This window comes from Marinitenerispora sediminis, from assembly GCF_003336425.1.
Taxonomy (GTDB): domain Bacteria; phylum Actinomycetota; class Actinomycetes; order Streptosporangiales; family Streptosporangiaceae; genus Marinitenerispora; species Marinitenerispora sediminis.
Window position 1 is genome coordinate 1 of record NZ_QEIO01000090.1, and the last position, 23,027, is coordinate 23,027.

Genomic DNA, 23,027 nt, shown 5'->3' on the forward strand with positions numbered 1-23,027 from the left:
CGCCGGCTCCGACCCCCGCCCGGAGGGGCCGGCCCTGCGGCGCTCCGCCGACTCCGCGCTCACCACCATCCGCCGCGGGCTCGCGCTGTCCCCGGAGTTCGCGCACGGCCTGTGGCTCACCCTGCTGTTCGCGGTCGCCGCCACCGCGGGCAAGGTCGTCACCCCGATGGCGGTGCAGCAGATCATCGACAACGGGCTGGTCCCCGGGACCGGCCAGCCCGACATGGTGTTCGTGACGCGGGCGGTCGCGCTGTGCGCGGTACTGATCGTGCTCACCGCCGTGTGCTCCTACCTGATGAACGTGCGGCTGTACCGCGCCACGGAGTCCGGGCTCGCCACCCTGCGCCGCAAGGCGTTCCGCCACGTCCACGACCTGTCCGTCCTCACCCAGAACAGCGAGCGCAAGGGCGCGCTCGTCTCCCGCGTCACCTCCGACGTCGACCAGATCAGCGCCTTCATGCAGTGGGGCGGGCTGCTGCTCATCGTGAGCTCCGGCCAGCTGCTCATCGCGACCGTGCTCATGGCCGTCTACTCCTGGAAGCTCACGCTGCTCGTCTGGCTGTGCTTCCTGCCGCTGCTGTTCGGCGTGCGGTGGCTGCAGGGGCTGCTGTCGCGGGCCTACCTCAAGGTCCGCGAACGCACCGGCGACATGCTGGGCGCCATCGGCGAGACCGTGGTCGGCGCCGCCGTCATCCGCGCGCACGCCACCGAGGAGCGCACCGGGCGCCGGATCGACGAGACCGTGCTCGCCACCCGACGCGCGCAGGTGCGGGCGCAGCGGCTGTCCATGGCGGTCTCGCCGTTCTCCGAGCTCATCGCGGCCGTCGCCAACGCCGCCGTGGTCGTGGTCGGCGTGCTGCTGGGCATCGGCGGCGAGCTCAGTGCCGGGGAGCTCGTGGCGTTCCTCTTCCTGGTCACCCTGTTCGTCACCCCGATGATGCTGGCCACCGAGATCTTCAACGAGGCGCAGAACGCCATCGCCGGCTGGCGGCGGGTGCTCGGCGTGCTCGACACCGTTCCCGACATCGCCGACCCCGGTGACGACGGGTACGAGCTGTCGCGCGGGCCGGTCAGCGTCGCCTTCCGCGACGTCGGCTACGCCTACCCGGGCGGGCCGCCGGTCCTGGCCGGGGTGAACGAGGAGATCCGCGCCGGCACCCGCCTCGCCGTGGTGGGGGAGACCGGCTCCGGCAAGACCACGTTCGTGAAGCTGCTCACCCGGCTCATGGACCCCACCGAGGGCACCGTGCTGCTGGACGGCGTCGACCTGCGCCGGGTGGCCTTCGCCTCGCTGCGCCGGCGGGTCGTCATGGTCCCGCAGGAGGGCTTCCTGTTCGACAGCTCCCTGGGCGACAACATCAGGTTCGCCCGGCCGGAGGCCACCGACGCCGAACTGGAGGCGGCCATCGCCGACCTCGGCCTCGCCGACTGGCTGGCCGGGCTGGCGCACGGCCTCGACACCCCGGTCGGCCAGCGCGGCGAGTCGCTGTCGGCCGGCGAGCGGCAGCTGGTCGCGCTGGTGCGCGCCTACGTCGCGGACCCGGACCTCCTCGTGCTGGACGAGGCGACCTCGGCCGTCGACCCGCACACCGAGGTCCGCATCCAGCGCGCGCTCGACCGGCTCACCAGCGAGCGCACGTCGGTCACCATCGCGCACCGGCTGTCAACGGCCGAAGCGGCGGACGAGGTGCTGGTCTTCGACTCCGGCGGTGTCGCCCAGCGGGGCACGCACGCCGAACTCGTGGCCACACCCGGCGTGTACGCCGACCTGCACGCCTCGTGGGTGCGCAGCTCTGCCTGACGGCCGCGGCCGGGGAGAGGGGCGCGGAGCCGGTCTCCCCGCCCGCGGGCCCCGTCCCTCCCCGGTGCCGCGGACCGGCCCGCACCGTCCGCGGCCGGCCCGCCCGGTCAGCGCGCCCGGCCGCGCCGGCGGGACCACCAGTGGGCGGCCAGCAGCTCACCGACCAGCGGTTCGGTGAGCAGGGAGACGTCGGCGTCGCCGTCGCCGAGGTAGCGCACCGTCGCCGTCGCCCCCGCGATGTCGCCGCCCACCGCCACGAACGAGCCGCGGAGCTGGAGCAGCTGCTCGGCGACGCGCTCGTCGTAGTGGGAGCCGGTGAACAGCACCGCCCGGTAGTCCTCGACCGCGGCCAGGTACCGGTCGCTGTGCGACCACTCCCCGGTCTCGGCGACGTGCGCGGTCCGCACCGGACCGGTCCGGACCGCCTGCGCCGCCTGCCCGGCGGAGGCCAGCCGCTCGGCCGGCGCCACGAAGTGCACGCCGCCCGGGCCCTCCAGCGCCTCGGCCGCCGCGGGCAGCCACTCGCGGGCGCGCTCCAGCAGCTCGGCGCTCGCGTTGGCGACCCGGCGCAGGGTCACCGACACGTCGCTGGTGGCCCCCGGCGGTACCGCGCCCAGCCGGTAGGCGAGGAGCAGCAGCAGCGCCAGCGCGTGCTGGTAGCCGCGGCAGGCCAGACCGCTCGCCTCCTCGCCCGCCAGCAGCGGGACCAGCACGTCGGCGTAGCGCGCCACCGGGGCCTCGGGGTCGTTGGTGAGCACGATGATGGGCGAGCGCTCCACGTAGCGGTCCAGCGCCGTGCACAGTTCCAGCTGCCCGGTGCCGAACGACACCGCCACCACCAGGGTGTCCGGGCCGGCCGGCACCGTGTCCGCCGCCGAGGAGAACTCGGCGGTGGCGCCCAGCCCGACACGGCGGAGCCGCACCGCGGCCGCCTCGCAGGCGTAGCGGGCCGCGCCCAGGCCGAGCAGCAGTACGGTCGCCGGCTCGTCGTCGACGAGCGAGGGAAGCGCCGCGAAGGGGTCGCGCCGGGCCAGGTGGTTGGCCAGTTCGGTCAACGCGGCCGGTTTGCCGGCGAGGTCGGCGGCGAGTCGCTGTGCGGTCACGGAACTCCTGATCTGCCGGGAAAAAGCCGGTCCGACTCTAGGACATTCGCCGGATATCGGGAGTGTCGTGGCGGAGTGCCGCCGGCCACCCCGGCCCGCGACCCGCGTGGCGGGGCGGCGCCGCGGTCGCCGCGCGGCCGTGTCCGGAGTCACGGAACCGGCGGGCGCCGTTCGGGCGGCACCCTGCCGCGCGGGCCGCGGCGGCGGTCATAGGCTGGAGGCATGAGCGTGAGCCCACCCGGCGACTCCCAGCAGGCCCTCGCCCCCGACATCGCCGCCCGACTGAAGCGCACCGCCGACGGACTGGTGCCGGCCATCGTGCAGCAGCACGACACCGGCGAGGTCCTCATGCTCGCGTGGATGGACGACGAGGCGCTGGCCCGCACCCTCGCCACCGGCAACGCCACCTACTGGTCGCGCAGCCGCGGCGAGTACTGGGTCAAGGGCGCCACGTCCGGGAACTTCCAGCGGGTGGTCTCGGTCGCACTCGACTGCGACGGCGACACCCTCCTGGTGCGGGTGGACCAGACCGGCGTCGCCTGCCACACCGGGGACCGCACCTGCTTCGACTCCGGCCGCCTGCCGGTGGGCGGCGGGGCCGCGCGGTGAGCGCCCCAGAAGCCGGCGAGCACACCCGCCCCCGGACCGCGGACCGGGCGCGCCGGGAGTACACCGCCGCGCTGCTGGCCACCGCCGCCGGGGCGGCGGCACTGCTGGCCGCCACCGCGCAGACCTGGGCGAGCGGGCAGGTCGCGCCGCCCGGGCCGGTCGCGCCCGCGCCGGTCGAGCTGGCGGCCGGGGACGTGAGCCCCGCCGCCGCGGCGATGGGCTGGGCGAGCCTGGCTGCGGTGGCGGCACTGGTGGCCACCCGCGGCTGGGCCCGGCGCGGCGTCGGGCTGCTCGTGGCCGTGTTCGGCGCCGTCGCGGCCACCGACGTCTGGCGGGGCACCCGGCCGGAGGAGCTGCTCCGGGCGGCCGAGCGGCAGGCCACCGCCGCCGGCGACGTCGGCGCGCTCGCGCCCGCGCCGGTCTGGCCGTGGATCGCGGCGGCGGCCGGGCTCCTGCTGGTCGGCGCCGGGCTGCTCGCACTGCTCCGGGGTGGCGGCTGGCCCGCCATGAGCAGCCGGTACGATCGCCACAGCGCCGCGCGCACGCACCGCTCCGACGACCCCGCGGAGCTGTGGAAGTCACTCGACTCCGGCGCCGACCCCACCGCGGACCCGGTCGCGCCCGGCTCCGTGCCGCCGGGCTCGGGACCGGCATCCGACGAAAACGCACACCTGAAGGAGCGTTGATGGCCGACGCACACCACGACGATCACGGCAACACCCCCTCCGCCTGGTTCCTGACCGGCTCCTGGATCGTGGTCTGGAGCATCGCCGGCGTCGCGATCATCCTCGGCCAGGACCTGGTCACCTGGACCTCCCTCGGCCTGGCGGCCAGCGTCGTCTGCGCCGTGATCGCCGGCGTCATGAAGAAGGCCGGCCTGGGGCGCAAGGCCCCGCGGGTCGCCCCGCCCAGCCGCGAGGAGTGGGAGGCCGAGCGCGCTGTGGCCGCCGCGGCGGCCGCGGCCGGCACCTCGGCCGACGACGGCGACGACAAGAAGCCGGCCGCGGCGGCGGCCACGTAACGGCTCCATCACGTCCTTGTCGCGGGCGTCCCGTGTCGCGGGTGGATCGGTACGGTTAGCGGTGGTTTCCGCAAGTCGATGTCGGCTTCGCAGGGAATATCTGGCATGATTTCGGTCTGCCCGCGACGCGTGTGCACCCAGCTCTCCAACCCTGCCCCCCGTTGGTGGTCATCTCCGGTGTTCGCCCCTCCGCGCGGCGCGCTTCACACACTCTCGTCGTCAGGAAGACACCAACAATGAGCTACGGTCCTCCTTCCGGTCCGCAGAACCCCGGCGGCTACGGGCCCCCCTCCGGCGGATACGGCCCGCCCCAGCCCGGCGGCTACCCGGGCGGTGGAGCGCCGGCGGAGCAGCCGAAGAACTGGCTGTGGGCCAACATCCTCGGGATCTTCGGCTGCACCGTGATCGGCATCATCGGTCTGATCTTCGCGCTCCAGGTGGGCAGCAAGTGGACCATCGGTGACTACGCGGGCGCCGAGGACGCGGCGAGCAAGGCGAAGATCTTCGGCATCATCAGCCTGATCGCCTTCATCCTGCAGGTCGTCTTCTGGGTCATCTACATCATCTTCGTGGTGATCCTGGCCGCCTCGTCGACCGCCACGTACAGCACCTACTAGAGACGTGCGTACGTTCGCGCTCCTCAGCCGGCTCCGGCGCCGTCCGCATCCCGCGGCGGCGCCGTTGCTGCTGGGGGCGGCGGGGCTCGCGGCCGCCGCGCTGGTGCACTTCGTCGACCCCCACGAGCCGGGGCACTACCCCACCTGCCCCTGGCTGGCGCTGACCGGCACCTACTGCCCGGGCTGCGGCACCATGCGGTGCGTCAACGCGCTGACCAACCTCGACATCGCCGGCGCCGCGCAGATGAACATCCTGACCCTCGCCATGGTCCCCATCATGGGCGTGGCCTACCTGCGCTGGCTATACCGGTCACTGCGCCCCTCCGCGCGCCCGCCCCGGCCGATCCACCCGTTCTGGCTGTGGACCCTCCTCGTGGTCATCCTCGCCTTCTGGGTGCTGCGCAACCTGCCTTTCGCAGCGTTTCTGGCTCCGGGAGGAGTCCCGACCGGCTAACGTGGACCCGCCGCCGCGACGGGCGGGCACCGCCCGCGGCGGTGTTCGAGGAGGCGGTGACCGGCCTGTCGGCACGGGTCGATACGATCGGGGCACCGGACCGGCGCGGGGAACCGCGTTCTCCGGGCGCTTCCGCGTCCCGGACGGGTCCGCGCCGCCGACGCCGTCGCGTCCGCGCGGTCCACCGCGAACCGCCAAGTGGAGGGGGCAGTCTCACGTGAGCGTGCTCGACGAGATTCTCGACGGAGTACGCGCCGATCTCGCCGATCGGCAGGCAGCCACGCCTCTGGAGCGGCTCAAGGAGCAGGCCGCGACCGTTCCGTGGCCCAAGGACGTCGTCGCCGCGCTGCGCAGCCCGGGCGTGCAGGTCATCGCCGAGGTGAAGCGCTCCAGCCCGTCCAAGGGCCCGCTCGCCGCGATCGCCGACCCCGCCGCGCTGGCCCGCGACTACGCCGCCGGCGGCGCCTGCCTGATCAGTGTGCTGACCGAGCGGCGCAGGTTCGGCGGCAGCCTCGCCGACCTCGCGGCGGTGCGCGCCGCCGTCGAGACGCCGCTGCTGCGCAAGGACTTCGTGGTCAGCGCCTACCAGCTGTGGGAGGCGCGGCTGCACGGCGCCGACGCCGTCCTGCTGATCGTCGCGGCGCTGCCGCAGGACGCCCTCATCTCCCTGGTCGAGCGCGCCGAGTCGCTCGGCCTCACCCCGCTGGTCGAGGTGCACACCGAGGAGGAGGTGGAGCGCGCCGTCGCGGCGGGCGCCACCGTCATCGGCGTCAACGCCCGCGACCTCAAGACGCTGAAGGTCGACCGGGGGACCTTCGCGCGCCTCGCGCCGCTGATCCCCGACGACCGGATCAAGATCGCCGAGTCCGGCGTCCGCGGCCCGCACGACCTGCTGGCCTACGCCGGCGCCGGCGCCGACGCGGTGCTGGTGGGGGAGAGCCTGGTCGTCGGCCGCAACCCGCGCGACGCCGTGGCCGACCTCGTCACCGCCGGAGCCCACCCGGCCCTGCGGGACCGGCACTGAGCCATGGACCACGCGGCCGCCCGCCGGTTCCCCGTCCCGCGTCGATGGCGCTAGGGAGTCCGCCTTCCACGGACTCCCGCCCACGCTGACCACCCCGCGCGCCGGCCCGACCGCGGCCCCGCCGCTCCGGCGCGCTGTTTTCACGCGATTGACCGCGCGCCGCACCGGCGGGCGGTCGGGAGAACCCACGATGACCACTGCACGACCCGAATCCGGCCACCCGGACGCAGGCGGGCACTACGGCCGCTACGGCGGCCGGTTCAGCCCCGAAGCCCTCGTCGCCGCCCTTGACGAGGTCGCCGCCGAATGGGAGAAGGCCAAGGGCGATCCGGCGTTCCAGGCCGAACTCCGCGAGCTGCTCAGCAGCTACACCGGCCGGCCGAGCCCGCTCACCGAGGCCCGGAACTTCAGCCGGCACGCCGGCGGCGCCCGGATCCTGCTCAAGCGCGAGGACCTCAACCACACCGGCTCCCACAAGATCAACAACGTGCTCGGCCAGGCGCTGCTCACCCGGCGCATGGGCAAGACCCGCGTCATCGCCGAGACCGGAGCCGGCCAGCACGGGGTCGCCACGGCCACCGCCTGCGCGCTGCTCGGCCTGGAGTGCGTCGTCTACATGGGCGAGGAGGACACCCGGCGCCAGGCGCTCAACGTCGCCCGCATGCGCATGCTCGGCGCCGAGGTCGTCCCGGTCACCATCGGCAGCCGCACCCTCAAGGACGCCGTCAACGAGGCGTTCCGCGACTGGGTCGCCAACGTCGAGCACACCCACTACCTGCTGGGCACGGTCGCCGGACCGCACCCGTTCCCGGCCATGGTCCGCGACCTGCACTACGTGATCGGCGCCGAGGCGCGCGAGCAGGTGCTGGAGCTCACCGGGCGGCTACCGGACGCCGTCGCCGCCTGCGTCGGAGGCGGGTCCAACGCCATCGGGATCTTCGCGGCCTTCATCCCCGACTCCGAGGTACGGCTCTACGGGTTCGAGGCCGGCGGCGACGGCGTCGAGACCGGCCGGCACGCCGCCTCCATCACCGGGGGCAGCCCCGGCGTCTTCCAGGGGGCCCGCACCTACGTCCTGCAGGACGAGTACGGCCAGACCGTGCCGAGCCACTCCATCTCCGCCGGCCTGGACTACCCGGCGGTCGGCCCCGAGCACGCCTGGCTGGCCGACACCGGCCGCGCGACGTACCGGGCGGTCACCGACGCCGACGCCATGGAGGCGTTCCGGCTGCTGTGCCGGACCGAGGGCATCATCCCGGCGATCGAGAGCTCCCACGCGCTCGCGGGAGCCCGCGCGGTCGGCGCTGAGCTCGGCCCCGACGCCACCATCCTCGTCAACCTCTCCGGGCGCGGCGACAAGGACGTCGACACCGCGGCCCGCTACTTCGGACTCGTCGGCGACGCGGCCGCGAAGGGGGACCAGGCGTGAGCACGGTTCTGCACACCCGGCTCGCCGAGGCGCGCGCCGCCGGCCGCGCGGCGCTGATCGGCTACCTGCCCGCGGGCTTCCCCGACGTCGAGTCCTCGATCCGGGTCGTCGAGGCCATGGTCGAGGGCGGCTGCGACGTCATCGAGGTCGGGCTGCCCTACTCCGACCCGACCATGGACGGCCCCACCATCCAGCGCGCCGCCGACCGGGCGCTGGCCGCCGGGACCACCCCGCGCGAGGTGCTCCGCGTGGTCGAGGCGACCGCCGCCACCGGCGCGGCCGCGCTCGTCATGTCCTACTGGAACCCGATCGACCGCTACGGCGTGCACCGGTTCGCCGCCGACCTCGCGGCGGCCGGCGGCTCCGGCGTGATCACCCCCGACCTGCTCCCGGAGGAGGCCGGCGACTGGGTCGCGGCCACCGACGCCGCCGGCCTGGACCGGATCTTCCTGGTCGCCCCGTCCTCCACCGACGAGCGGCTCCGGCTGACCACCGATGCCTGCCGCGGGTTCGTCTACGCCGCCTCGCTCATGGGCGTCACCGGGACGCGTGCGCAGGTCGCCGACACCGCGGAGAAGCTCGTGACGCGCACCCGCGCCGCCACCGCCGGCAGCGGGCTGCCGATCTGCGTGGGGCTCGGGATCTCCACCGGCGCCCAGGCCGCCGAGGTGGCCGGCTACGCCGACGGCGTGATCGCCGGCGCCGGCTTCTGCCAGCGGGTGCTCGACGCCCCGGACCTCCCGACCGCACTGGCGGCCGTCCGCGGCTTCGCCGAGGAGCTCGCCGCCGGCGTGCGCTCGGCCGGCTGAGGGCACGCTTCAGGCCACCGGAGCCGCCGCGACCCACGGGGCGCGGCGGCTCCGGTGCTGTGCGGGGCACCGCCCCGCCGCGCCGTTCGCGCGGGGTGAGAATCGGGTGAGAGTTCGGCACCGGTCCGCCCACCCCGGCGGCCCCGGTGCCCCGGGGGCGGCTACAGTGCATAGCGTTCCGCCCCGGACGGGGGGCCGACGTCGGCGACCCGGAGTCGCCGCGCCGCGACGCAGAGTAAGCTTGGCGGGTATTCGCGACCACGCGGGCCGGCGCCCCTTGCGCACACCGGCCGGCGCGGTGGAGCTCTTGTCACTCATCGTCTCGGGGAAGCCATGTCGACGGACATCGAAGAGCAGCAGCAGCCCGGCCCGGCCGGCGGCGCCGGCCCCTCGCGGTGGGCCGCCGCCCAGCCGTGGGTGTCCCTGGCCGCCCGGCTCGGCCTCGCCGCCGTGCTCGGTGTCGCCGGCATCAGCAAGGTGGGCGCCCCGGCGCTGTCCGTGCAGGCCGTGGAGGCCTACCAGCTGTTCCCGGACAGCGTGAACCAGTTCATCGGCTACACGCTGCCGTTCTTCGAGATCGCCCTGGCGCTGCTGCTCGTCGCCGGACTGGCCACCCGCTACGTCGGCGCGGTCGGCGGCGCGCTGATGGTCGTGTTCATCGCGGGGATCATCTCCGCGTGGGCGCGCGGGCTCAGCATCGACTGCGGCTGCTTCGGCAGCGGCGGGCAGGTCCCGGTCGGTGAGACGCAGTACGGCCTGGACATCCTGCGCGACATCGGCTTCCTGGTGCTGGCCGGTATCGTCGTCGTCTGGCCGCGGTCCCCCTTCGCGCTCGACGGCGCGCTCGGGCTGTACCCGGCCACCGAGCCCGAAGGCCGCGACGGATGACACCGTCCACCGGATGACCCCCCGGGGCCGGACGAGCGGGTCCCACGGACCGCCCGCTCGGCACCGGACCGGGAGCCCGTGGCGAGCGGTGCCGCCACCGCGAACCCCGCACCGCCGGCCGGGCGCACAGCCCGGCCCCCCTGGCCGGCCCGGCCGCGTACGGATCCGAACATGCGAGGAATGGTGAACGACTGATGGGAAAGGCGTCGCGGCGCGAGGCCCGCGAGCGGCTCAAGCAGGAGCGGCTGAAGCAGCAGCAGCGGGCCAAACGCAACAGACTCCTCGCCATCATCGGCGCCGCCGTCGCGGTGGTCGCCCTTGTCGTCGGCGGCGGGTACCTGTACATGAGCTCGCAGGGCAGGTCCGCCGACGAGTGGAACGGCGCCCTCGCGCCCCAGGTGCTCCAGGACGACGGCAGTGTCGTCATGGCCGAGGAGGGGGCCTCCGCCCCCGTGGTCGAGGTCTACGCCGACTTCCAGTGCCCGGCCTGCCGGCAGTTCGAGACCGTCAACGCCGACACGCTGAAGCAGCTCGCCGCCGAGGGCCAGGCCATCGTCCACTACCGGCCGGTGAGCATCTTCGCGCAGCAGTCCGACCCCATCAGCACCAACTCGCTGCGCGGCGGCGCGGCGGCGCGCGCCGCGGCCGACTACGGCAGGTTCGTGCAGTACAACGACGTCCTGTTCGAGAACCAGCCCCGGGAGGGCCAGCAGGGCTTCAGCGTCGAGGACCTGAAGAGCTGGGGCGAGGAGGTCGGCATCACCGACCCCGGCTTCGCCGAGCGTGTCGACGCCGAGAACCGCGTCGTGGAGCGGTTCGTGTCGGACTACTACCCGGAACTGTCCCAGAAGGGCCAGGCCGAGATCCCGCAGGACGAGCTCGCCACCATGACCCTGCCGGACCTCATGGCCTGGGGCGACGAGCACGGCGTGGACAGCTCCTTCCTGGACGGCACCTACGTGGGCGAGCTGCTCGACGCCACCGCCGCGGTGAACGCCCGGTACCCCTCCGGTGACAACCGGTTCAGCGGAACGCCCTCCATCTACATCGACGGTACGCTGCAGGGCAACGACGTGTACCGGGTGAACGGCCTGACCAGGGCGGTCGAGGAGGCCGCGCCGGGCGAGGTCGACACCCGGCCGCTGAGCGCCGACGACTCCGCGACCCCGAGCCCGTCGGCCGCCGAAACTTCCAGCGGCAAGGAATAATCGGACGAATGACCATCCCGTCGACCTTCGATGCGGGCGCGGCCGCCACCGGCCGCGCCCTCGCGGCCATTCCGAGCCCCGGCGTCAGCTCGCTGAGCCTGGGCCCCCTCACCATCCACTTCTACGCCCTGTGCATCCTCGCCGGCGTCATCGCCGCGGTGATCTGGAGCGAGCGCCGCTGGGCCGCCATGGGCGGTGAGCGCGGGACCATCATGGACCTCGCGGTGCCGGCCGTGCTGCTCGGTCTCGTCGGCGGCCGGCTGTACCACGTCATCACCGACTACCAGCTGTACTTCGGCCCCGGCCGCGAGCCGATCCGGGCGCTCTACATCTGGGAGGGCGGTCTCGGGATCTGGGGGGCCATCCCGCTCGGCGCGCTGGGTGTCTGGCTGGTGGCGCGGCGCCGCGGTCTGTCCATGAGCCGGCTGTCGTTCGCCATCGCGCCGACCCTGCCGCTGGCGCAGGCGTTCGGGCGATGGGGCAACTACTTCAACCAGGAGCTGTTCGGCGCCCCGACCAACCTGCCGTGGGCGGTCGAGATCTCGCCCTTCCCCACGGGAGCGCTGCGCCCGGGCATGATCCCCGGCGAGTTCACCTACCACCCCACCTTCCTCTACGAGTCGCTGTGGTGCCTCGCGCTCGCCGCCGTCCTGGCGTGGGCCGGCCGGCGGTTCGAGATGCGCGGCGGGCGGCTTTTCGCGCTGTACGTGATGGGTTACTGTGTGGGGCGGTTCTGGATCGAGTACCTTCGGGTCGACCCGGCGCACACGGTGCTCGGGCTGAGGCTGAACAACTGGACCTCGATCCTGGTGTTCCTGGCGGCCCTGGCGTACTTCGTGTGGGCCGGTCGGCGACTCGACCGCTTCTCCGACCAGGTGCGACCGGTCGGGCCGGGCACGGAGCGGACCGCGGCGGCCCCGGACGCCACCGTCGAGCAGACGGTCGAGACCGGGCAGCCGACCGAGCGCCTCGACACCGGATCCCCGGCGTCCGGCGACCGCGACACCGCCTGACCGGCCGTCGCGTCCGTCGCCCGGCCCGGCAGCCGGAACCCGAACCGGTGAACGGCGGCCCGGACGCCGCCAAACGCGAGCACGAGCGCGGCCCGGCCGTGGCGTTCCAGTGCGCCACGGCCGGCCCGACGGACGGATGAGACCTACGTGAGCAATTCCGACTCCACTGACCCGACCCGGCGGCGCGGCGGCCGCAGGTCGCGATCGAGCGAGCCCCGGGGAGGCCGGGGAGCTCGCCGCGCGGCCGGCCGCCGCGCCGCCGTGGACGAGCGCTCCGAGGACCGGGGCCGCCGGGCGCGGGGCGATGACGGGGAGCGCGGCCGCGACGCCGAGTACGCGCAGTACGACGAGTACCACTACGACGAGTACGACGAGTACGAGCCCCGCTCCGACGCCGGCGCGGACGGACCGGACGCCGAGGACGGCGCCGCCGAAGCCGCCCCGAAGGGCCGCTCCGGCCGGGGGAAGGCCCGGCGCTCCAAGGCCGCCGGCAAGCCGGGGAAGGAGCGCGGCGGCAAGCGGGCCGCCGCCCCGGACGCGCCCGCCGCCGGCGCCCGCCGGGGCCGGCGGGCGAGCACGACCTCCAGCGGCCCCATCGAGCAGGTGTCCAAGTTCTCGGCCTCCGCGCTGAAGCGCGTCACCGTGCTCGGGGACCGGCCCAGCCAGATGGTCTACTCGCTGGCTGAGCAGAGCCAGCGCAAGCGCGGCACCTACGTCCTCGGCGGGCTGCTCGGCCTGTTCGGCGTGGCGCTGGTCGCCCTGCTCGGCGTGCTCGGCTACCAGCTGGTCGTCGCCCCCGCCGACGAGGCCGGCGGCGCCGCCACGCAGATCGTCGCCCCGCCCGAGGGGCACAGCACCCTCCAGCCCGAGCTGTTCCACGCCCAGCCCCAGCAGGAGATCTTCGCGCCCATCGCGGAGCGGCCCGAGGGGGCCGAGCCCCTCACCGTGGAGCAGGTCTTCAACTCCGCCGAGAAGCTCAAGCTGTCCTCCTTCGAGCTGACGCTGCGCGATTCCGAGGTTACCGACACCTGCACCGCGGTGGTGTGGGGCGACGACCTCGCCCAGGCCCTGGCCGACGGCTCCTGCACCTCCGCCGCGCGCGGGGTCTACCGTGACGAGAACGACGTCTACGTCGCGCAGTTCACGCTGTTCGACCTCGCGGACGCCGAGGCCGCCGCGGCCGTGTCCGAGGAGCTCGATCCGCAGGCCATGCCCGGGTTCGTCCTCCCCATGGACGACGAGATCCCCGGCCTGCACGAGGGGTACAGCCAGGCCACCAGCCAGGTCATGGGCCACTACCTGGCCGTGTTCTGGGTGGCCCGCGCCGACGGGGCCGACCCCAAGGACGACGAGTCCATGGCCACGTTGAACGTGGTCGCGATGGACGCCGCGGTCTCCGTCTACGAGCAGGTCTCGGCCGCGACCGAGGGCGAGGGCTAGCGCGGCCGGACCCAAAGGTCCGGGCGGCACCGCCCGGACCGCCGGCGGCCGTGATTCCGCCCCGGTACGGTTTCGCCGCTAATCTGGTCTCCCTCCCACTCCGTTCCCCGAGAACGCCCCCACCCCCGAGAGGTTCTGGTGTCTGCTACTGAACCGTCCGTGCCCGGCTCACCCGGTCGGCGGAGAAAGCCCGCAGGAGGCGACCCGATCGAGGGGCTGGGCGCGCCGCCGCCGCGCCGCAAGAGGTCGCGGCGCAAGTCGAAGCGGGGCGGATCCGACTCCGGCGGCCGGCGGGGCAAGCTGCTGCCGATCCTCCTGGGCGCGCTCGGCGTGGCCGTCGTGGCGCTGGTCGTCGTGCTCGTCATCCAGTTCACGTCCGGCGGGGGCACGGAGCAGGCGGTGCCGAACTCCTACCGCGTGTACACCAGCGGGGAGACGACAGAGGTGCTCGGCGACCGCGAGATCGACCCGCGGCCGCTGGCCGAGCAGGAGGTCTTCGAGCGCGGCAACGACGAGATCGACAGCCAGGGCATGACCTTCACCCTGGCGGCCCAGGCCCTCACCGACGACTGCGCCCAAGCGGTCTGGGGCGAGCGCGTCGTCCAAGCCCTCCAGGAGGCGGACTGCTCCCAGGTGGCGCGGGCCGGCTACACCTCCGAGGACCACGTCGGGGTCGCGGCCATCCTCAAACTGCGCGACACCGAGGCCGCCCGGGCGGTGGCCCAGGCGCTGGAGCCGGCGGGCGAGGAGGACCCCGACGGCGGCTTCCTGCTGCCGCCCAGTGAGGAGGAGCCCTTCGACCGGCTCGGCGCCGGGTACAGCGCGGCCGAGGCGACCGTCAACGGCCACTACCTGGTGGTGACCTGGACGCAGTCGCTGTCCTCGACCTCGCCGGAGCAGCGGGAGAACCTCAGCGCGCCGCTGATCGCGCTCGGCAACTTCGACTTCCCGCTGTTCCGCCGGCTGCTGGAGCACGAGGACGCCGCAGGCACCGGCACCGAGGGGACGACCGGGACCGACCCCGGCACCACCGACCCCGGCACCACGACCGGCACCGACGCCACCACGGGAGTGGACGGCGGCACCGGAACGGGCGTCACCGACGGCACGGGCACCGGGACTACCGACGGCACCGGGACCGGTACCGGGCTCCCGACCGGCTGACCGCCGACCGCCGTTGCCGGCCGGACCGGCAACCGGCCTCGGCGGCCCAGCGGCCGGAAGCCGGACACCCGCCCGGCGGCCCTGCCACCCGCTACCCGGCAGGCTCTAGGCCGCCGGCAGCTCCGCCACCAGGTCGGCGGTGAGGCCGGGCAGGGCCGCCACGCGGTGCAGCGGCAGGTCGAGCAGCGTGTGGCCGGACAGCCACGGCGCGGCCGCGGCCACCCGGGTGCGGGCCTGCTTCTTGTTGATCGGGCGGCCGAGTCCGGCGGCGACGCGGATCAGGCCCTCGCGCAGCACCGCGGCGACGCTGCCGTGCGCACGGTCCTGGCAGTGCCGCAGCAGGCGCGTCCCGGGGGCGTCTCCGGGGTCGGCGGCACGGTAGCGGGCCGCGACCACCGTGTGGCGGGGGTCGGGGAAGCCGCGCAGGAACCGCAGCTCGTAGCGGGTTCCGACGGCGGCGCGCACGGCGTTCTGGCCGACCGCGTCGCGCACCTGTGCGGCGCCGCTGGGCACGACGACGTGCACGTCACCGGCCGGCGCGGCGAGCAGCACCCGCTCCAGCAGGGCGTCCCAGCCACCCGTGAGGTCGACGAGTGCGCCGCCCGGCGAGGTCCCGGCCTCGGGGCCGGCCGGCGCGGCCAGCCAGGTGGCCAGCCGGATCCGGCGCGCGTCCGGGCGGGCCCAGGACGGCCACGCCCCCACGAGGGTGCCCGCGGACGTGCGGTCCAGCAGCTCGGTGACCGCGGAGTCGGCCAGCCCGCCGGCCGACTCGCGGGCGTGGGCGCCCTGGCTGTAGATGCGGGCTGCCTCCCGGCCCTCGGCTCCGGCCGGGGTGCGGCTGGTGGGGCGCAGCACGTACAGGTCGCTGGCGGCCCCGATCGCCTCCGCGCCCAGGTAGCGGTTGAAGTCCGGCCAGATCGCCTCGAACGCCAGGTTCAGCCGGGTCAGCCGGGACTGGGTGCGGGCGAGTAGCGCCGGCGTCGTCTCGCTGGCGCCGTAGGCCAGCAGCACCCGGCCGTGGTCCGGGTCGGCCAGCCCCTCCAGGCCGCGCCGCACGAACAGCTCGACGCCCTCCGGTGTGTAGGGCGGGTCGGTGAAGACGAGGTCCGCCCGGCCGCGCACCGCCGGCGGCAGCCCGAGCCGCAGGTCGGCGAAATGGCAGCGCACCGGCAGCCCGAGCCGGGCGGCGGCGGTGTCGATGTAGTCCAGCATGCGCTCGTCGATGTCCACCACGACGGCCTCGGCGTCCCGCTGCACCAGCGTGGCGGCGAGCGACGTCAGGTCGTGGTCGCCCACGCACAGCAGCCGCCGGCCGGACAGCGCGAACCGGCCGGCCAGCAGGGCGGCGCGCCGCAGGGCGGTCTCGGGCGTGGCCGCCACGTGGTCCAGGTCGGTGCGCGGCGGCGGCGCCTCCGCGACGAGCCGCTCCAGTTCCGCGGCCGCGCGCGGATGCGCCCCCGCCAGGTGCTGCACCGGATCGGCGAGCGGCGGCTCGGCGAAGGACTCGTACGGGGCGGGGTCGGCCAGCCGGCAGCGGTCGCCGTCACGCCGCAGGTCGTCGCCGAGTGCGGTCAGGACCGCCTCGACGAGCCGGTGCGCGACGGCGGTTCCGCGGACCAGCTCGCGGCTGGTCCACCAGCCGCCGTCAGACAGGGCGGCGAGCACGCGGCGGCTGCGGGCGGCGTCCACGCCCTGGGCGTCGAGCAGCGCGGTCAGGGCCGGGGGAAGAGGCGTCATCGATGCACATCGTACGGGGGAGCGCGGGGCTCCGCGGACATGCGGCAGGCGGGGTCCACGCGCGCCCTCCGGCCGGCCCCCGCCGCCGCCCGCAGGCGCCGCGCGGAGCGTCCGCGCGGGCGCTGACCTGCGGCCGCGCCGCGCCGCCGCTGATTGCCGCCCCTGGGCACGGACCGCTGTTCCGGGCGGTTGTACAGTGGTGCGGCTGCTTTGATCCCGTTTGGGAGGTTTGGTGGGTCCGCCGCGCGGATACACCTTGGCAGGGCCGGCACGACGCGCCGGACCCGCTCCGCATCGCCCGGATCGGAGCAGCGGAACCGCCGCACCGTGGCGGCGGTTGGTCTAGACCTTCTTGCGCTGGCGAGAGGTCTGGACCATCGGGTAAAACCATGTAACGTAAGTTACCCGTGAGTGTCTCCGCCACCTGGTGAAACCCCGCCTGGCACGACGACGTGACCGCAGGTCCGGGTCTCGCCGACCGCGGGACAGGCGCGGGTGGCCTACACGACCGACGCAGCAGGGCCAATGTCGTCCCGAATGCGCTTTCTCGAAAGCCCATACGCAAGACGACAGGAGGGTAGATGCCTGCTGGCCGGATCCAGCGTTCGTCCGTCCGACCGAACGCCACGTCCACTCCCCAGGGCCTGTACGACAGCACCTACGAACACGACGCCTGCGGTGTCGGGTTCGTCGCCGACCTCTCCGGCCGTCGCAGTCACGACATCGTCGAGAAGGCGCTCACCGTGCTGCGCAACCTCGACCACCGCGGCGCGTCCGGCGCCGACCCCGACGACGGCGACGGCGCGGGCATCCTCACCCAGATCCCCGACGAGCTGTACCGCGAGGTCTGCGACTTCGAGCTCCCGGCCGCCGGCGGCTACGCCACCGGCATCGCCTACCTCCCCACCGACGCCGCCGAACGCGCCGAGGCCGTCCGCGCGATCGAGGCCATCGCCGCCGAGGAGGGCCTGGCCGCGCTCGGCTGGCGCGACCTGCCCTTCGAGCCGCGCTACTGCGGCCCCGCCGCCCGCGAGGTCATGCCCTTCTTCGGCCAGCTGTTCCTCGCCGGCCGCCCCGGAACCCCCACCGAGGGCCTCACCGGCATCGAGCTGGAGCGCTACGCCTACTGCGTCCGCAAGCGCGCCGAGCACGAGGTCGGCGTCTACTTCCCGAGCCTGTCCCCGCGCACCGTCACCTACAAGGGGATGCTCACCACCCCGCAGCTCGAACCGTTCTTCCCCGACCTCTCCGACCGGCGCTACACCTCCGGGCTCGCGCTCGTCCACTCGCGGTTCTCCACCAACACCTTCCCGTCGTGGCCGCTCGCGCACCCGTTCCGGTTCGTCGCGCACAACGGCGAGATCAACACCGTCAAGGGCAACCGCAACTGGATGCGCGCCCGCGAGGCCACCCTCGCCAGCGACCTCATCCCCGGCGACATCTCCCGGCTGTTCCCCATCGTGGACGCCGAGGACTCCGACACCGCCTCCTTCGACGCCGCCCTGGAGCTGCTGCACCTCGGCGGCCGCTCGCTCCCGCACGCGGTGCTCATGATGATCCCGGAGCCCTGGGAGAACCACACCGAGATGGACCCGGCGGTCCGGGCCTTCTACGAGTTCCACTCCATGCTCATGGAGCCCTGGGACGGCCCCGCCTCCGTCACCTTCACCGACGGCACCCTCATCGGCGCCGTCCTCGACCGCAACGGCCTGCGCCCCGGCCGCTACTGGGTCACCGACGACGGCCTCGTCGTCCTCGCCAGCGAGGTCGGCGTCCTCGACATCGACCCCGCCCGGATCGTCCGCAAGGGCCGGCTGCAGCCCGGCCGCATCTTCGTGGTCGACACCGCCCAGGGCCGCATCATCGAGGACGAGGAGGTCAAGGCCGAGCTCGCCGCCGAGCACCCCTACGCCGAGTGGCTGAGCCGCGGCGTCGTCCGCCTCGACGAGCTCCCCGCCGCCGAGCCGACCGCGCTCGACGACCTCGACCGCGCCCAGCGCGTCTTCGGCTACACCGAGGAGGAGCTCCGCGTCATCCTCACCCCCATGGCGCGCACCGGCGCCGAACCCATCGGCTCCATGGGCACCGACACCCCCGTGGCCGCGCTCTCCACCCGCTCGCGGCAGCTCTTCGACTACTTCTCGCAGGGCTTCGCGCAGGTCACCAACCCGCCGCTCGACGCGATCCGCGAGGAGCTGGTCACGAGCCTGCACACCGCGCTCGGGGCGGAGGAGAACGTGCTGTCTCCGGACCCCGAGGACGCGCGGCGGATCGTGCTGCCCACCCCCGTGGTGGACGAGGCGGAGCTCGCCGCGATCGTGGCCGCCGGCGGGCCCGAGGGCGATCCGGCGTTTCGGGCGCACGTCGTGCGCGGGACCTACCCCGTGGCCGGCGGCGGCGCGGCGCTCGAGGCCCGGCTCGACGAGGTCTGCGCCGAGGTCTCCGAGGCGATCGCGCGCGGCGCCCACATCATCGTGCTCAGCGACCGGCCGCAGGACGGCGCGGAGTCCGGGGCGGCGCCCATTCCGTCGCTGCTGCTGACCGGGGCGGTCCACCACCACCTGGTGCGGGAGAAGACCCGCACGGAGGTGGGCCTGGTGGTCGAGGCCGGTGACGTGCGCGAGTGCCACCACGTGGCGCTGCTGGTCGGCTACGGGGCCTCGGCGGTCAGCCCGTACCTCGCGCTGGCCACCGTGCGCGACCTGGCCGCCCGCGGTGTGATCGGGGGCGTGGACCCCGAGCGCGCCGCGCGCAACACCGTGAAGGCGTTCGGCAAGGGCGTCCTCAAGATCATGTCCAAGATGGGCGTGTCCACCGTCGGCTCCTACACCGGCGCGCAGATCTTCGAGGCCCTCGGCCTCGGCGCCGAGGTCGTCGACCGCTGCTTCACCGGCACCACCTCCCGGCTCGGCGGCGTCGGCTTCGACGTGCTCGCCGAGGAGGTCCGCATCCGGCACGCCGCCGCCCACGCGGCCAACCCGGCCCACCACCGCCGCCTCGCCGTCGGCGGCGAGTACCAGTGGCGGCGCGAGGGCGAACCGCACCTGTTCAACCCCGAGACGGTCTTCAAGCTCCAGCACTCCACCCGGACCCGGCGCTACGAGATCTTCAAGGAGTACACCGCCGGTATCGACCGGCAGGCCGAGAACCTCATGACGCTGCGCGGCCTGTTCCGGCTGCGCGAGGGCGTCCGCGAGCCCGTCCCGATCGACGAGGTGGAGCCCGTCTCCGCGATCGTCCGGCGGTTCTCCACCGGCGCCATGTCCTACGGCTCCATCTCCGCCGAGGCGCACGAGACCCTCGCCATCGCGATGAACCGCCTCGGCGGCAAGTCCAACACCGGCGAGGGCGGCGAGGACCCGCGCCGCTTCACCCCCGACGCCAACGGCGACCTGCGCCGCAGCGCCATCAAGCAGGTGGCCTCCGGGCGGTTCGGCGTCACCTCGCACTACCTCACCAACGCCGACGACATCCAGATCAAGATGGCGCAGGGCGCCAAGCCCGGCGAGGGCGGCCAGCTCCCCGGCCACAAGGTCTACCCGTGGGTCGCCGACACCCGGCACTCCACGCCCGGCGTGGGCCTCATCTCGCCGCCCCCGCACCACGACATCTACTCCATCGAGGACCTCGCCCAGCTCATCCACGACCTGAAGAACGCCAACCCCTCGGCGCGGGTGCACGTCAAGCTGGTCTCCGAGGCCGGGGTCGGCACCGTCGCCGCCGGCGTCTCCAAGGCGCACGCCGACGTCGTCCTCATCTCCGGCCACGACGGCGGCACCGGCGCCTCGCCGCTCACCTCGCTCAAGCACGCCGGCACCCCCTGGGAGCTCGGCCTGGCCGAGACGCAGCAGACCCTCCTGCGCAACGGGCTGCGCGACCGCATCGTGGTCCAGGCCGACGGCCAGCTCAAGACCGGGCGCGACGTGATCATCGCCGCGCTGCTCGGCGCTGAGGAGTTCGGTTTCGCCACCGCGCCGCTCGTCGTCTCCGGCTGCGTCATGATGCGGGTCTGCCACCTCGACACCTGCCCGGTGGGCGTCGCCACCCAGAACCCCGAGCTGCGCAAGCGCTACTCGGGCAAGGCGGAGTTCGTGGTGAACTTCTTCGAGTTCATCGCCCAGGAGGTCCGCGAGTACCTCGCCGCCCTCGGGTTCCGCACCCTGGACGAGGCCGTCGGCGCCGTCGAACTGCTCGACACCGCCGAGGCCGTCGACCACTGGAAGGCCGCCGACCTCGACCTGTCGCCCATCCTGCACGACGTGCAGCCGTGGGCGAGCGACCACCGCCGGCACGTCCGGGCCCAGGACCACGGGCTGGAGAAGGCGCTGGACAACACGCTGATCCAGCTCTCCGAAGGCGCCCTGGAGTACCGCCAGCCGCTCACGCTCGACCTCCCGGTGCGCAACGTCAACCGCACGGTCGGCACCATGCTCGGGCACGAGGTCACCAAGCGCTACGGCGCGGACGGCCTGCCCGACGACACCATCGACGTCACCCTCACCGGCTCCGCCGGCCAGTCGTTCGGCGCCTTCCTGCCCCGGGGCGTGACCCTGCGGCTGGTCGGCGACGCCAACGACTACGTCGGCAAGGGCCTGTCGGGCGGGCGCATCACCGTGCGGCCCGACGAGCGGGCGCCCTTCGCCGCCGAGTCGCACATCATCGCCGGCAACGTCATCGCCTACGGCGCCACGTCCGGCGAGGTGTTCCTGCGCGGCATCGTCGGCGAGCGGTTCTGCGTCCGCAACTCCGGCGCGCTCGCCGTCGTCGAGGGCGTCGGCGACCACGGCTGCGAGTACATGACCGGCGGGCGGGCGGTCATCCTCGGCCGCACCGGCCGCAACTTCGCGGCCGGCATGTCCGGCGGGATCGCCTACGTCCTCGACCTCGACCCCGCGCGGGTCAACCGCGAGATGGTCGACATCGACCCGCTCGACGACGAGGACCGGGCGTTCCTGGAGGACGTCCTGCGCCGCCACCACGCCGAGACCGGGTCCACCGTCGCCCAGCGCGTGCTCGCCGACTTCGACGTCGCCGTCGAGCGGTTCGGCAAGATCATGCCGCGCGACTACAAGCGCGTCCTCGCCGCCCGGGCCGCGGCCGAGCGCGAGGGCCGCGACGTCGCCGAGGCCATCATGGCCGCAGCGCAGTCCTGAGCAGGCGCCCGCACGGAAGGAGGGAGACACCACCATGGCCGACCCGAAGGGGTTCATCACCATCACCGAGCGCGAGCTGCCCCGGCACCGCCCGGTGGACGTCCGGATCCAGGACTGGCGCGAGGTCTACGAGGACTTCGACCGCGGCACCGTCGCCAAGCAGGCGTCGCGCTGCATGGACTGCGGCATCCCGTTCTGCCACAACGGCTGCCCCCTGGGCAACCTGATCCCCGAGTGGAACGACCTCGTCTACCGCAGTGACTGGGGCGAGGCCATCGAGCGCCTGCACGCCACCAACAACTTCCCGGAGTTCACCGGGCGGCTCTGCCCGGCGCCGTGCGAGTCGGCGTGCGTGCTCGGCATCAACCAGCCCGCGGTGACCATCAAGAACGTCGAGGTCTCCATCATCGACCGCGCGTGGGAGGAGGGCTGGGTCCGCCCGCAGCCGCCCGCCGTGCGCACCGGCCGGACCGTCGCCGTCGTCGGCTCCGGCCCGGCCGGCCTGGCCGCCGCCCAGCAGCTCACCCGCGCCGGCCACGACGTCACGGTGTACGAGCGCGCCGACCGCATCGGCGGACTGCTGCGCTACGGCATCCCCGAGTTCAAGATGGAGAAACGGCACCTCGACCGCCGCATCGGCCAGATGCGGGCCGAGGGCACCGTCTTCCGCACCGGGGTCGACGTCGGCGTGGACGTCACCGTCGAGCAGCTGCGGGCCGAGCACGACGCGGTGGTCCTGGCCGGCGGCGCCACCGCGTGGCGGGACCTGCCCGCGCCCGGCCGCGAACTGCACGGCGTCCACCAGGCCATGGAGTACCTGCCGCTCGCCAACCGCGTGCAGGAGGGCGACTACGCGGAACCCGCCATCAGCGCGCACGGCCGGCACGTCGTCGTGATCGGCGGCGGCGACACCGGTGCCGACTGCGTCGGCACGGCGCACCGCCAGGGCGCCGCCTCGGTCACCCAGCTGGAGATCATGCCCAAGCCGCCCGCGAAGCGGCCGGAGGGCCAGCCCTGGCCGACCTACCCGATGCTCTACAAGGTCACCAGCGCCCACGAGGAGGGCGGCAAGCGGATCTACTCCGTGAACACCGTCGAGTTCCTCGGCGACGAGCAGGGGCGCGTCCGCGCGCTCAGGCTGGTCGACGTCAAGCGCACGGACAGGGGCTTCGAGCCGGTCGAGGGGACCGAGCGCGAGATCTCCGCCGAACTCGTGCTGCTGGCCATGGGCTTCGTCGGCCCGCAGAAGGAGGGCATGCTGGAGCAGCTCGGCGTTGACCTCGACGGGCGCGGCAACGTCGTCCGCGACACCGACTACGCCACCAGCGTCGAGGGCGTCTTCTGCGCCGGCGACATGGGCCGCGGCCAGTCGCTCATCGTGTGGGCCATCGCCGAGGGCCGCTCCGCGGCCGCCGGCGTGGACCGCTACCTCTCCGAGGAGACCGCCCTGCCGACGGCGATCCCGCCGACCGCCCGCCCCCTCGTGTGAGGCGCGGTGCGGGGCGGCGGGATCGCCGTCGGCAGGGCGGTCTCCTCGGAGAGGTAGCGGTCCACGCC

At 74.1% G+C, this 23,027-nt stretch carries 18 protein-coding genes; 16 read left to right on the forward strand and 2 right to left on the reverse strand.

The features are described from left to right. Window positions 1-1,801 (forward strand): ABC transporter ATP-binding protein (locus tag DEF28_RS17285; RefSeq protein ID WP_147281067.1); only part of this gene is annotated, 1,801 nt, incomplete at its 5' end. Window positions 1,802-1,908: 107 nt separating this feature from the next. Here DEF28_RS17285 and DEF28_RS17290 read toward each other — a convergent pair. Continuing rightward, a complete protein-coding gene (locus DEF28_RS17290) occupies window positions 1,909-2,904 on the reverse strand; it encodes an SIS domain-containing protein (protein ID WP_114398368.1) in 996 nt (331 codons plus the stop codon). A gap of 222 nt (window positions 2,905-3,126) precedes the next feature. On the opposite strand from DEF28_RS17290, the gene hisI reads away from it, so the two are divergent. The 13 genes from hisI (at window position 3,127) to DEF28_RS17355 (ending at window position 14,580) form a co-directional block, all read left to right on the forward strand. After that, window positions 3,127-3,513: a phosphoribosyl-AMP cyclohydrolase gene (gene hisI, locus DEF28_RS17295; protein WP_114398369.1), complete on the forward strand. Its 387-nt coding sequence runs from the start codon at window positions 3,127-3,129 to the stop codon at window positions 3,511-3,513. Then, entirely contained in the window at window positions 3,510-4,199 is a 690-nt protein-coding gene (locus tag DEF28_RS17300) for a Trp biosynthesis-associated membrane protein (protein WP_114398370.1), read from the forward strand. The genes hisI and DEF28_RS17300 overlap by 4 nt, the downstream gene beginning before the upstream one ends. Continuing rightward, entirely contained in the window at window positions 4,199-4,534 is a 336-nt protein-coding gene (locus tag DEF28_RS17305) for an HGxxPAAW family protein (RefSeq protein ID WP_114398371.1), read from the forward strand. Before DEF28_RS17300 ends, DEF28_RS17305 begins: the two co-directional genes overlap by 1 nt. A 236-nt stretch (window positions 4,535-4,770) precedes the next feature. Next, complete coding sequence (locus DEF28_RS17310; RefSeq protein ID WP_114398372.1) at window positions 4,771-5,151, forward strand: CD225/dispanin family protein; 381 nt, start codon at window positions 4,771-4,773, stop codon at window positions 5,149-5,151. 4 nt (window positions 5,152-5,155) lie between these two features. Then, complete coding sequence (locus DEF28_RS17315) at window positions 5,156-5,605, forward strand: DUF2752 domain-containing protein (RefSeq protein WP_233515367.1); 450 nt, start codon at window positions 5,156-5,158, stop codon at window positions 5,603-5,605. Window positions 5,606-5,822: 217 nt separating this feature from the next. Beyond that, window positions 5,823-6,629: an indole-3-glycerol phosphate synthase TrpC gene (trpC, locus tag DEF28_RS17320; protein WP_114398373.1), complete on the forward strand. Its 807-nt coding sequence runs from the start codon at window positions 5,823-5,825 to the stop codon at window positions 6,627-6,629. 190 nt (window positions 6,630-6,819) lie between these two features. Beyond that, complete coding sequence (gene trpB / locus DEF28_RS17325) at window positions 6,820-8,058, forward strand: tryptophan synthase subunit beta (protein ID WP_114398374.1); 1,239 nt, start codon at window positions 6,820-6,822, stop codon at window positions 8,056-8,058. Then, the gene (gene trpA, locus DEF28_RS17330; RefSeq protein WP_114398375.1) at window positions 8,055-8,867 is read left to right on the forward strand and encodes a tryptophan synthase subunit alpha; all 813 of its coding nucleotides are present in this window, start codon (window positions 8,055-8,057) and stop codon (window positions 8,865-8,867) included. Before trpB ends, trpA begins: the two co-directional genes overlap by 4 nt. Before the next feature lie 333 nt (window positions 8,868-9,200). Further along, a complete protein-coding gene (locus tag DEF28_RS17335) occupies window positions 9,201-9,755 on the forward strand; it encodes a MauE/DoxX family redox-associated membrane protein (protein WP_114398376.1) in 555 nt (184 codons plus the stop codon). A gap of 194 nt (window positions 9,756-9,949) precedes the next feature. Beyond that, on the forward strand, window positions 9,950-10,963 hold the full coding sequence (locus DEF28_RS17340; protein WP_114398377.1) for a DsbA family protein: 1,014 nt from the start codon (window positions 9,950-9,952) through the stop codon (window positions 10,961-10,963). Between the two features lie 8 nt (window positions 10,964-10,971). After that, window positions 10,972-11,976, forward strand: coding sequence for a prolipoprotein diacylglyceryl transferase (gene lgt, locus DEF28_RS17345; RefSeq protein WP_114398378.1), 1,005 nt, complete (start codon window positions 10,972-10,974; stop codon window positions 11,974-11,976). 147 nt (window positions 11,977-12,123) lie between these two features. Further along, complete coding sequence (locus tag DEF28_RS17350) at window positions 12,124-13,416, forward strand: hypothetical protein (protein WP_114398379.1); 1,293 nt, start codon at window positions 12,124-12,126, stop codon at window positions 13,414-13,416. A gap of 159 nt (window positions 13,417-13,575) precedes the next feature. Next, the gene (locus DEF28_RS17355) at window positions 13,576-14,580 is read left to right on the forward strand and encodes a hypothetical protein (protein WP_233515368.1); all 1,005 of its coding nucleotides are present in this window, start codon (window positions 13,576-13,578) and stop codon (window positions 14,578-14,580) included. Window positions 14,581-14,685: 105 nt separating this feature from the next. Here DEF28_RS17355 and DEF28_RS17360 read toward each other — a convergent pair whose 3' ends face one another. Next, on the reverse strand, window positions 14,686-16,317 hold the full coding sequence (locus tag DEF28_RS17360; RefSeq protein ID WP_114398381.1) for a bis-aminopropyl spermidine synthase family protein: 1,632 nt from the start codon (window positions 16,315-16,317) through the stop codon (window positions 14,686-14,688). 581 nt (window positions 16,318-16,898) lie between these two features. Between DEF28_RS17360 and gltB the strand changes: the two genes are divergently transcribed. Then, window positions 16,899-21,470: a glutamate synthase large subunit gene (gene gltB, locus DEF28_RS17365; protein WP_114398382.1), complete on the forward strand. Its 4,572-nt coding sequence runs from the start codon at window positions 16,899-16,901 to the stop codon at window positions 21,468-21,470. Window positions 21,471-21,504: 34 nt separating this feature from the next. Next, the gene (locus DEF28_RS17370) at window positions 21,505-22,959 is read left to right on the forward strand and encodes a glutamate synthase subunit beta (protein ID WP_114433393.1); all 1,455 of its coding nucleotides are present in this window, start codon (window positions 21,505-21,507) and stop codon (window positions 22,957-22,959) included. Window positions 22,960-23,027 lie beyond the last annotated feature (68 nt).

Bases quoted from the DNA above. Each gene is read 5' to 3' on its own strand.
- DEF28_RS17305 (WP_114398371.1), top strand. From the start codon at position 4,199: ATGGCCGACGCACACCACGACGATCACGGCAACACCCCCTCCGCCTGG.
- DEF28_RS17335 (WP_114398376.1), top strand. From the start codon at position 9,201: ATGTCGACGGACATCGAAGAGCAGCAGCAGCCCGGCCCGGCCGGCGGC.
- DEF28_RS17340 (WP_114398377.1), top strand. From the start codon at position 9,950: ATGGGAAAGGCGTCGCGGCGCGAGGCCCGCGAGCGGCTCAAGCAGGAG.
- gltB (WP_114398382.1), top strand. From the start codon at position 16,899: ATGCCTGCTGGCCGGATCCAGCGTTCGTCCGTCCGACCGAACGCCACG.
- lgt (WP_114398378.1), top strand. From the start codon at position 10,972: ATGACCATCCCGTCGACCTTCGATGCGGGCGCGGCCGCCACCGGCCGC.
- DEF28_RS17370 (WP_114433393.1), top strand. From the start codon at position 21,505: ATGGCCGACCCGAAGGGGTTCATCACCATCACCGAGCGCGAGCTGCCC.
- DEF28_RS17360 (WP_114398381.1), bottom strand. From the start codon at position 16,317: ATGACGCCTCTTCCCCCGGCCCTGACCGCGCTGCTCGACGCCCAGGGC.
- hisI (WP_114398369.1), top strand. From the start codon at position 3,127: ATGAGCGTGAGCCCACCCGGCGACTCCCAGCAGGCCCTCGCCCCCGAC.
- trpB (WP_114398374.1), top strand. From the start codon at position 6,820: ATGACCACTGCACGACCCGAATCCGGCCACCCGGACGCAGGCGGGCAC.
- DEF28_RS17310 (WP_114398372.1), top strand. From the start codon at position 4,771: ATGAGCTACGGTCCTCCTTCCGGTCCGCAGAACCCCGGCGGCTACGGG.